This window comes from Flavobacterium frigoris PS1 (assembly GCF_000252125.1).
GTDB lineage: Bacteria > Bacteroidota > Bacteroidia > Flavobacteriales > Flavobacteriaceae > Flavobacterium > Flavobacterium frigoris_A.
On record NZ_AHKF01000008.1, the window covers coordinates 18,799 to 30,083 of the forward strand.

An 11,285-nucleotide genomic window follows, 5' to 3' on the forward strand; every position below is an offset into this window, starting at 1 on the left:
TTTTTCTAATTCTACACAAATCTATAGTAAAAATATAGCAAAAGCTATGATTGTGTCATGAAATGGGAAACAAAATTTCAGCAAACCTAACTGCTTGAACACCTAAATTTTTATTAAACAACAAACAAAAAAAACAAACCACTACTAATCAAAGAAGTAATTATAAATTTAAAAAGAGTATAACTAGAATTATTTACACGCAAAAAAAATCGCAAAATAGAAACTATTTCGCGATTTTTTGTTCGATGATTATAAAGCCATCTATGCCTTAAATATTTTTTTAAACCACGGTTCTTTCTCTAGTTCATTTCCATAACCGTATCCATACCCATAACCCTTAGTCGTATCAGTATCATTAAGGAGCATACACATGTTAGGTAACTTCTGATCTTTATATAAGCCGTTAGGAATACTCAGCATGCGTTTTTCCAAAAAGTTAGCACGAGCCACATATATAAAAGTATCTGCGTGTTTCGCTATCAATAAGGTATCTGTTACTAAACTCACTGGAGCCGTATCCACAATAATATAGTCATATTGCGCTTTTAATGTTTCAAACAATGTATCTACTTTCTTGCTCATCAACAATTCGGCTGGATTTGGAGGTATCACACCTGCCGGTAATACGTGTAAATTATCATATCCATCGTACTTCACGATAAGATCCTCTAATTTTAGATTATTAGAAGATAAATAATTAGTAAATCCTCTTTCTGGAATATTTAAATATTCATCTAGTCTAGGGTTTCTAATATCCATTCCTATCAATAATATTTTTTTATCTGAAAGTGCAAAAGTGGCCGCTAGATTTGCAGAAACAAAGGTCTTACCCTCTTTTGGAAAAGTAGAGGTTAGGAATATTGTTTTGGCCATGCCTTCCGGCACCTTGCTTAACATAAACTCCAGATTGGTTCTTATAATTCGCAAAGCCTCAGCTGAACTGGTTCTGCTTTCCGCTTTCATGATTATTGAAGGCGTATCTGAGGTAGGCAAATCTCCAATAAACGGAATCATTGTTTTCCCCTCTAAATCGAGACGGCTTTTAATTTTTGTATCTAATAAATCATCCGTGTATATAATACCAAATGGAATTAAAAGTCCCATCAACAGTCCCGCTAAATAAATGATGTTTTTCTTTGGAGAAATTGGAATCTTATCCCCCTTCGCATCATCAATCACTCTAGCATTGGGTTCTGTCGCCGCAAGTGAAATGGCGGTTTCTTCTCTTTTTTGCAGTAAATACAGATACAACTCTTCCTTTACCTTCTGTTGTCTGGCTATTACCCTAAACTGACGTTCTTGCGCCGGAATCTTCCCTATTTTGGCATTCAGTATATTTTCCTCGCTATTTAAATTTCTCTTTTGAATGTTTAAATTAGATTGCATCCTTTGTAAACTTCCTTGAACATTGTTTTTTAAGGAGCTAATTTCCTGATTCATCTTCACTACTGATGGATTAACCTCCGTAGCTGATTTCAAGATCCTATTTCTGTCTAAAACCAATTGATTATACGAATTGATCATTCCTGCTGCACTAGCATCCCCAGAAATTATGTTTGTAGGTAATAAATCGGCATTAGTACTTTGCTTCAGAAAATTCAACATAGAACTAACCATATTCAATTGGATTTCTGTCTCTACCCCTTTTTTATCATATTCGTTAGAACCTTCGATAAAAATTTTTGCTTCTGATTCAATATCTGTCAGTTGGTTTGATTTCTTGAAACTTTGTACATCCTGTTCCACTCCATCCAGCTCTTGAGTAATCAATTTTAATCTATTAGCAATAAAAACGGAAGTGTTCTCCGATATAAAATTTTTATCGGCTGCCGCGTCTTCATTGTAAATCACAGTTAAATTATTTAAAAAATCTTCTGCTCTTTTAATTACTGGACTGGTTATGGAAAGTGCCACAACGCTACTGCTTTTGCTGACTGGCTCTACTTTAAGACGGCCTTGAAAACTTTGCACTACATTTTCAAGAGGACGCACTACAATTCTTATAGATTTACCACTAGTATTTAACTTCTGATTACTAACCCCTAATTTACTAATAATCAAAGCCCCATACTTGGTCATTATGGGCTTTTCATACTGAAACTCTTTTTTATTCCCTATAATTATTTTTGACGAATCGTTCTCTGCTTTATTAACTAACTCAAAACTTGTAGGCGATATTTCGGTAAAATTTAAATCAATCGAACTTTGGAAAAATCCATTCGACTTATCCATAAAATTAACTGAGATAGGTGTATCCCCATAGATCTCTCTGTCTGCTATTTTTCCTGCAATGATTAGCGTGGTATTTAAGTTTAACTTTCTTACTGTACTTTCCACTAAAGTACGAGATTTAAGAATTTCAATCTCGTTATCCAAATTACTTTGCATTCCACCACCCATTCCCAAATCAGCAAAGGCAGACAGCTCCGAAAGCATCCCTCCTTTTTTATCGTCCTTAACTAAAATTGTGGTACTAACATTATATTGTGGTACTGTATATCTTAAATATAAAAAAGCAGCTAGTAATCCAATACACATTGCCAATACAAACCATTGCCAGTGAATCACATATTTATTAAGAAATGCTTTTAAATCAAAATCATTTTCATACTCATCCCCGAAGTCGTTGTTTTCCATGCAAAAAATTATTTGGTAGTAGTAATTATTAAAGTAATCAAAGTAATCAACAAGGACGATATCGAGATGATTACTCCCGTATTTGGGCCAATTGCCGCCCCGTTTATTCTGTTTTTATTCGGTTCCACATACACTACATCATTTTGAGCCAAATAATAAAAAGGAGAATTGATAAAATCCGCATTCGTGATATCCACCCTGTTATAGGATATAACTCCATCAATCTCTCTAATAATCAAAATATTATTTCTCTTTCCGTAAATGGTCAAGTCCTTTGCTAAAGTTAATGCTTCAATTAAGGTAATCCTTTCAGAAGCCACATTATAGGTACCTGGTGACGTTACCTCTCCTTGTACCGAAACTTTAAAATTCATGATACGAAGGTTGATTATTGGGTTTTTAATATAGACTCCAACTTTTTGCTGTAGCATTTGAAGCACCTCTGAACGAGAAAAACCACTGACTTTTATTTTTCCTAAAACAGGAAACTCAATAAATCCATCAGCATCTACCAGATACAACTGCATTGTTTGTTGCCCAATTGAAGCATCTAACTTCCCAGGATTCTGAACAGAAATTGACTTTAAATTAAAGGGCATAGCTATTTCGGGATCTTCGGCAGACACGATTATCGTTAACAAATCATCCGGTTGCAATTTTATTTCATAGGAACTGATTTTTTGATTTGCTAAACCATCAATATTCTGATAGTACACCACATCTTTGCGGGAGGCGCAAGAAAATAAAAATAAAGCAACTAAAAAAGGGATTATTTTTTTCATTAAAAAAATATTTATTAAGGTATTAATTTTTAAAGTTGGTAAATATAGCTATTAAAATTGGACAAAAATAAGCTGATTTCTAAATCAATTCATGTCACACCAAAAAGAGAGTGCTTTTTCTAACATTAATATATTAGAATGACCAAAAATATAATTATTTCTAATTGTTTTCAAATGATTATTTATCCAATACTGCAAAAGTAGAGTTCATACTTTTAAATTCTGGTACGATCTGCTTCATTTTTAAAACAATGGCATCGTTATTAAATAAGCGTGCTGAATCAAGTAAGTCTTGAATGTCTGAATGTAAATCCTCAAAACACTCTTGAGTCTCTTGCGCAATCATAATTTTATGATGGTGTGTAGGCAGCGTTTTTGAAGTGTCATTAAGCAATTCTTCGTATAATTTTTCTCCTGGTCTAAGTCCCACTATTTGTATTTTTATGTCTTTATCAGGAACAAATCCAGCTAACTTGATCATTTTTCTGGCTAAGTCAATAATTTTTACTGGTTTACCCATGTCAAAAATATAAATCTCCCCTCCGTTGCCCATTGAACCTGCTTCTAAAACTAATTGGCAAGCTTCAGGTATTGTCATAAAATACCTAATTATATCCTGATGTGTAATAGTAACTGGACCTCCACTTGCAATTTGTTTCGTAAATAAAGGAACTACTGAACCATTGGATCCTAAAACATTCCCAAACCGAGTCGTGATAAACTTGGTCCCTTTACCACCCTCATTTACATTTTTATAAAATAAAGATTGTACATATTTCTCTGCAATACGTTTACTGGCTCCCATCACATTACTTGGGTTTACCGCTTTGTCCGTGGAAACCATCACAAATCGATCAACTTTATATTTTATCGATAAGTCAGCCAAATTTTTAGTCCCTCTAACATTAGTAAAAATGGCCTGTGCGGGATTTTCTTCCATCAAAGGAACATGTTTGTAAGCAGCGGCATGATACACAATTTTCGGCTGGTATTTTTCAAAAATAGCTTTCATGACTTCATAATCCCGAATATCGGCAATTACAGCATGTATTTCAATACTAGATTCAAGTTTACTTAGTTCTAGCGATAAATGATGTAATGGCGTTTCAGCCTGATCTACCATAATAATTTTTGCAGGATGGAAAGACATTATTTGGCTAACAATTTCACTTCCTATTGAACCTGCAGCACCACTTATCAGTATTGTTTTGGATTTAACTTGCTTTGAAATTAATTTGTTGTCTAAAACAATAGGGTTGCGCTCTAATAAATCCTCAATTTGAATGTTTTTTACTTTCTTAGATATTTCATTTTGATTTTCCCAATCTGAAATCGCAGGAAGAGTAAAAACCTTAAAATTAAAATCCAAACACAAATCTACAATTGCCATTTTTTCAGACACACTTAAGCTTTTATCTGCCAAAATTAACGCCTTGGCATTCTTGGATCTCAACAAAACAGGGATTTTCTTTTTGAGACTCAAAATAGGTAAACCAAGAATGGTTTTGGTCGAATTAACTTCTGCCTTGTTAATAAAAGCAACCAATTTAAAACGAGAAGGTATCTCTGACTGCAATGCATTAGCGACAAAAATCGCATTAGCATCAGAGCCGTAAATCATCGTTCTTAAAGTTCCTGTTTCTTCCTCTTTTAATTTAAAAACTTCAAAAAAACTCTTTACAAAAATTCGAAACAAGAATAATAAGACAAAGCTAATTACATAGTTCACGAACAAACCCGGCAGCAGGTAAATCTTTTTTCCTATAACAAAAAAGGAAAAATAGTTTACAAACACCAAAATTAAAAAAGCACAACTTGTTGAAAAAAAAAGTTTTACGCCGTCTAAAAATGAAGAATGTCGTATTATCCCTGAATAAGTTTTAAACCATAAAAAGAAAATGACATTAACAAAAACAATTATTCCATAGCGTACAGGAATTGGTAAAGTGTCATAAAAGCTCAAGGTCAGGTTAGAGATTAGCACATAGCTAATAAAATTAGCTAATAATAATATTGATACATCAATAAAGAACACTAGCCAGCGTGGAAGATATTCTAAGTTACCAATATATTTCTCCAAAAAGCTTCTGACAAGAGAAAGTCGATGGCTTATTAATTTATGCTTCTCCAAAGTGCAGTTGTTATTTTTGGGTTAAATTTGGACAGAACATTTAATTTTTTATAAGTGCAAAAAATAATAACTCCGGCTTATCATAGTATTTTCTACTGACTGTGACTATTCTGGTTTTGCTGCCCATACATCGAAATATTATATGTTAGCTGTAGCCCCTTACCAGAAGAAAGAACCAGATTTTCTCTTTTAACTCTACCTGTTTTATGATTACCGGCTACATCCTTTTATGATAATTTTAAATCCGGTTTAATGTTAAATACCTGATAAACTACTGCTGTTATCCTAGCTCTATCTTCGTTAGTCAAATTAGATCCCGAAGGCAAACACAAACCATTTCCAAATAGGGTTTCAGCTATTTTCTTTCCGTAATAAGGATAGTCAGAAAAAATAGGTTGCATATGCATAGGTTTCCATAGCGGTCGAGATTCAATATTTTCTTTTTCAAAAGCCAATCGAAGCTCCTCAACACTAATTCCATGGGCTGCATTTGGGGAAATCAATATAGCAGTTAACCAATAATTTGCTGAATAATCGCTATTTGGCGAACTAAAAACATCTATTCCTTCTATATCTTTAAAGAGATCGACATAAAAAACATGCATTTTTATACGTAAACCAACATGTGCATCCAGCACTTCCATCTGGCCACGACCGATGCCGGCACATATATTACTCATTCTGTAATTGTATCCAATCTCACTATGCTCATAATGAGCAGCATCATCCCTAGATTGTGTAGCAAAAAACAATGCTTTTTCTTTCAATTCTTTGGAAGGGGTAACAATAGCACCTCCTCCTGAAGTAGTGATGATTTTATTACCATTGAATGACAAAACACCAATATCTCCAAAAGTACCGCATTTCTGACCTTTAAAACTACTACCTAACGCCTCAGCGCTGTCCTCTAAAATAGGGATGCCATATTTGTCTGCCACAACTCTTACTTCATCAACTTTATACGGTACCCCGTATAGATGTACAGCAATGATTGCTTTTGGTGTTGCACCTTTGGAAATACTGTCTATTATAGCTTCCTCTAAAGCCAAAGGACACAAATTCCAAGTTTCAATCTCACTATCAATAAAAATAGGTGTTGCACCAAGATACAATATTGGATTTGCAGATGCTGAAAAAGTCATGCTTTGACAAATTACAGTATCGCCTGCTTCCACTCCTAATAAAATCAACCCCAAATGAATAGCAGCTGTCCCAGAACTCAAAGCCCCAACACTAGACTCCTCACCCAAATAGTCTTCTAGATCACTCTCCAGACCATTAACATTAGGTCCTAGAGGTGCAATCCAATTGGTATCAAAAGCTTCTTGTACATAGTTGCGTTCGGTTCCTCCCATATGTGGGGACGAAAGCCATATTTTTGATTTGTCCATTTTTAATGTGGTATTTTCAATATTGTGTTTTATAATTCTGCCCGGATTCCCTACTACCACGGCATAATCTGGTATGTCATTAATTACTACGGCACCAGCACCAACAGTAACCCACTTCCCAATTTTCATTCCTTGAATAACTGAAGCAGCTATTCCTATGTGAGTTCCTTCTCCAATTTCAACTCCTCCAGCTATTGCTGCATTTGGTGAAACATGAACAAAATCGTCAATTTTACAATCGTGTTCTACTATACCACCAGTATTAATGATGCAATGTTTACCGATGCTTACACCCGGATTTATAACTGACGCCGCCATTACAACAGAACCTTCACCAATCTTTGAATAGTCTGACACAAGAGCCTTACTGTGTATAGCAGTAAAGAAAGAAGTGCTCAAAGAATTCACAATCTTTTTTCTAATACTATTATTACCAATAGAAACAATCAATTTATGGGTCAACTCATGTTTAAAAGCAAGTGAATTTATTATTGAAATCCCAAATAGACTATTCTCTTTTGGATTATCATCAATAATAGCATCAATGTTTTCGTTATTCGATTTTAATATGTCGACAATAACTTTACAATGCCCACTGGCTCCGTATAAAAATATTTTACTATTTCCCATTAAAAGGTTCTATTGTTGCTGATTCCTGAGCATTAATGCCCTCACTTTTTATCACTTTTTGAATCGTCTTTAAAACTATTTTTAAATCTAACAAAAACGAAACATGATCAACATACCATACATCCAATTCAAATTTTGTATCCCAACTAATTGCATTTCTTCCATTCACCTGCGCCCAACCAGTAATACCCGGTCTAACCTCATGGCGCCTGTTTTGTAATGCAGAGTAAAGAGGTAGATACTGAACCAATAGAGGGCGTGGGCCTATCAAACTCATATCTCCCTTAATCACATTTAACAGCTGTGGTAACTCATCTAAAGAAGTTTTGCGCACAAATATACCGATTTTCGTTAAACGCTCAGCATCAGATAATAAATCTCCATTTTTATCTTTTTTATCGTTCATTGTTTTGAACTTGATAATTTTAAAAATGGTACCGTCTTTACCTGGTCGAGATTGAAAAAAGAAAGGTTTGCCTTGGTTGGAAAAAAATAAACCAATAGTTACCAACAAAAATAACGGTGATAAAATTAATAAAGCTGTTAACGCAATTAAGAAATCTAATATTGATTTGAATATGATTTTATACATTTACTTTTTTCTTTGAATTTCTTCCAAAAAATCTACAAACTTGTCGGCAAGATCGTTTCTAGAGAATTCACTTTCAGCCAATCTTCTGGAGTTCTCTCCGAATGCATCCGCAAGTTTCCGGTCATCTGCCAATTTAATCAATGCATTTGCAAAAGCTTCCGCATTATTGGGCGGCACCACTAGTCCACAATTATTCTCTTGTATGATATCCGCCAACCAACCTGGATAATTATTTAAAACCGGTAAACCCGAAGAAATATAGTCGAAAAACTTATTTGGAGAAGTACCGTAATAAAATGCTGGCACATCCGCCAAGACCATCATGCCTATATCCGAATTAGCTACAATTTTATTAAGCTTAGATTTTGGCATGGGATCATAAAACCGACAATTCGAGAGATTTTCATTCACTGCCCTCGCAGCCAATTCCGGTTTCATTTTACCATCGCCAATAAAAGCCAATACAATGTCCAATCTTCCCTTCTGCTTTAATACTTCCGCTGCATCTAATACTGCATGCAAACCATTTGCGATCCCGTGTGCCCCGGTAAATATTGCAACAGTATCAGTCGGTTTAATTCCTTCCAAAACAAGCTCAGCTCTATTACCTGGCACAAATAAATCTAAGTCACAACCGTTAGGAATTAATGTGATTTGCTTATTTTTCTGTGAACGTTTTACAATTCCCTCGCAAATTCCGGGAGACAAGCCTATGCAAGCATCTGCTTTACTGTAGCTTATTTTCTCTAAGACACTCATTCCCCAAAGAAGAAAAGGATTTTTCATACCCAAAGCTTTGGGCAACTCGGGCCAAAGATCACGTACTTCAAAAACGAATTTCTTCTTCTTACCAAATAATTTCATAAAGATCCCTGGTATCCCAGCAGTTAACGGAGTTGAAGTCGCAAATAAGATATCATACTCCTCTTTCATAGCCACCTTAATTCCAAGTATTCCAAATTTTAGAAATATCCAAGCTCTTGCTGCAATACTATCACTATTGGAATAAGGTAAAGCTATTTGGATTACATCAATACCATCAATATCTCCTCTATAAATCCCCTTTGTATCAGTTTCTGGTAAATTGAGTTTAGCGAATTCACCACAAACTACAGAAACAGTATGTCCTTTTTCTATTAAACGTCTGGCAAATTCATAAGAGCGAGTGGCACCGCCAATCGCAGGAGTAGTAAAATGTTGGTGAAAATAAAGAACTTTCATTTATTTAAATATTTTTAATCTTTAATTGTAATCGTAGTTGTAATTTGTGATTTAAAAGCAAAAGAAAGTGATTTGCCCTCTTTTTTTAAACCATAGTATTCTGAATCGTAAGACAAACTGTTTCTAGGTTCAACTTTTTTATTATTTGACTGACTTTCAAAAGCAACAGAAAAATCATCTACATGCCAAATTTGTTCTTTAGCATATTGGTCTAATGATAAAACCTCATCAATAACTGTCCACTTTGCTTTATACTTTGAAATTTTAATCGTTCGTGAATGAGTTGCACTATTGCTTAATTGCTGAAAGGCTTTAATGGTTCCATGAAAAATATAGTCATCATTTTTTTCTTCCCATGTTGCGCCTAGACATTGGGTCCAATAATACCATATAAAGCGACTTCCCTTCAGCATTTGGGATTGATTATTTACGACCACGGTGTTATGTGCTTTTGTCCCGGTAAAATAATCCGAGAAATCTTTTGAAGTATTGTATTTATAGGTACCCGAATCGCGTAAGATATTTTGTCCTTTTACCCAAACATCCACATGTAAATTATCGGCATGAGAGGGCCTGTCTTTATGGTTGCCACATCTTACAAAAGTAAATGATTCATTTGTCCTACAAATGTAATAACCTCCATTTTCAAAACTTAATACACCAAAAGACTTGGTTAGCGGTTTGAAGCTATATTTTGGATTTGCTTTATTTTGAACCCAGCAATACTCTTCATTTATCACAACATCATCAAATAGTTTTTCTTTAGTCAAAATATGATGTAATGTATTTAATTGAGAACGATAATCTCTATACCCTGTATTGGTAAGCGGGAAAAACAAAGCCCCATCATTAGCTCCATAGTTAGGCAAATAGCCATTTTCTTCTTGTTGACATTGATATAAAAAATTCAAGCTGGCATACGCTCTTTGATACAAAAGTTTCGAAAAAGGTTTTTTATACGTCTCAGTAAGTGAAATTCCAAATGAGAATAACTGAATTACTACCCGATGATAATTCATACTGAACTGAAGGAAAGTACCATCTTCGTAAACCTGATAAGCCACTTCTTGTTCCAGCCACTTTCTCCCTTTTTTTGCCCATTTCTTTGATTCAGGTATGAAAGGAAATAACAATTCACTTAGGGTTAAAGCTAATGTTTCGGTTATGGCATGATTATTTCGAACAGCAATTCTAGAAAAATTAATGTGATAATACACATGATGCAAAGACCAATAAATAGTGTTCTGGATTTTATTCCAACGTTCTTCGGTTAAAGCATCTGAATTTTTATAAAAATTCAAAACATACATCCAATTGAATAATCGCAATGAAATCTCTTGACTGCACTTCCAGTTGGGCCCTTGATTTATTGGGTTGGCATCTATCCAACTTTCAATTTCGGAAAACACAAATTGAGAATGGTCCTCCTCAAAATGATAATCGTTTCTTATAATAGTCAACAAATAGCTGAAGCGAGATTTTTCCCAAACATACTTTATGTCTCCGTTAGCAGGGTTAAAGTCATTTATTTCAGACCAATGCTTGGAAACATCGTATTTATAATTGGTTTCCGGATTGGTTATCCAGTCATAATTAGCCCCAAGAGTTTTCCAATCTGAACTAAAAAAACATAGTTCTCCATTAAGAATTTTTAAAGCTTTTTCCTTTAAAGACTCGTCCTTAATTTTCTCAAAAAACAAATGTTCCTTGCCTTCAATAACAAAAGGTATAGCAGCTTTTTTCCACTCTTGAAGTGAAATAAAATATTTTTGTTCAGATTGCATAGGGTGTCTCTTCTTAAGAAAACCGCAGCGTTTTTCTACTTCATGAACAATTCTATAGGACGTATACCGAAGCCCCATATTCTGAAAAAGTTGAAAAGCTAATGTAATATTCAATTG

General features: G+C 34.3%; 7 protein-coding genes and 1 pseudogene. All 8 read right to left on the bottom strand.

Annotated features, from left to right (window positions below; translation table 11 throughout):
* Positions 1–261 precede the first annotated feature (261 nt).
* The gene (locus HJ01_RS01540) at positions 262–2,637 is read right to left on the bottom strand and encodes a GumC family protein (protein WP_007136498.1); all 2,376 of its coding nucleotides are present in this window, start codon (positions 2,635–2,637) and stop codon (positions 262–264) included.
* A gap of 8 nt (positions 2,638–2,645) precedes the next feature.
* Positions 2,646–3,419, bottom strand: coding sequence for a polysaccharide biosynthesis/export family protein (locus tag HJ01_RS01545; protein ID WP_007136499.1), 774 nt, complete (start codon positions 3,417–3,419; stop codon positions 2,646–2,648).
* Between the two features lie 178 nt (positions 3,420–3,597).
* The gene (locus HJ01_RS01550; protein WP_238531058.1) at positions 3,598–5,115 is read right to left on the bottom strand and encodes a polysaccharide biosynthesis protein; all 1,518 of its coding nucleotides are present in this window, start codon (positions 5,113–5,115) and stop codon (positions 3,598–3,600) included.
* A 662-nt stretch (positions 5,116–5,777) separates the two neighbouring features.
* Positions 5,778–6,941: a DegT/DnrJ/EryC1/StrS family aminotransferase gene (locus HJ01_RS17800; protein WP_040473618.1), complete on the bottom strand. Its 1,164-nt coding sequence runs from the start codon at positions 6,939–6,941 to the stop codon at positions 5,778–5,780.
* A 48-nt stretch (positions 6,942–6,989) separates the two neighbouring features.
* Positions 6,990–7,571, bottom strand: a pseudogene (locus HJ01_RS17810) (acetyltransferase); the annotation flags it as partial.
* Complete coding sequence (locus tag HJ01_RS01560) at positions 7,561–8,163, bottom strand: sugar transferase (protein WP_040473594.1); 603 nt, start codon at positions 8,161–8,163, stop codon at positions 7,561–7,563. The gene HJ01_RS01560 and the pseudogene HJ01_RS17810, both read right to left, overlap by 11 nt.
* Positions 8,164–9,384 (bottom strand): glycosyltransferase family 4 protein, encoded by a 1,221-nt coding sequence (locus HJ01_RS01565; protein ID WP_007136504.1) that lies wholly within the window; start codon positions 9,382–9,384, stop codon positions 8,164–8,166. It lies immediately after the preceding gene.
* 14 nt (positions 9,385–9,398) lie between these two features.
* The gene (locus tag HJ01_RS01570; RefSeq protein WP_040473595.1) at positions 9,399–11,282 is read right to left on the bottom strand and encodes an alginate lyase family protein; all 1,884 of its coding nucleotides are present in this window, start codon (positions 11,280–11,282) and stop codon (positions 9,399–9,401) included.
* Positions 11,283–11,285 lie beyond the last annotated feature (3 nt).

Bases quoted from the DNA above. Each gene is read 5' to 3' on its own strand.
- HJ01_RS01545 (WP_007136499.1), bottom strand. From the start codon at position 3,419: ATGAAAAAAATAATCCCTTTTTTAGTTGCTTTATTTTTATTTTCTTGC.
- HJ01_RS01565 (WP_007136504.1), bottom strand. From the start codon at position 9,384: ATGAAAGTTCTTTATTTTCACCAACATTTTACTACTCCTGCGATTGGC.
- HJ01_RS01560 (WP_040473594.1), bottom strand. From the start codon at position 8,163: ATGTATAAAATCATATTCAAATCAATATTAGATTTCTTAATTGCGTTA.
- HJ01_RS01540 (WP_007136498.1), bottom strand. From the start codon at position 2,637: ATGGAAAACAACGACTTCGGGGATGAGTATGAAAATGATTTTGATTTA.
- HJ01_RS17800 (WP_040473618.1), bottom strand. From the start codon at position 6,941: ATGGACAAATCAAAAATATGGCTTTCGTCCCCACATATGGGAGGAACC.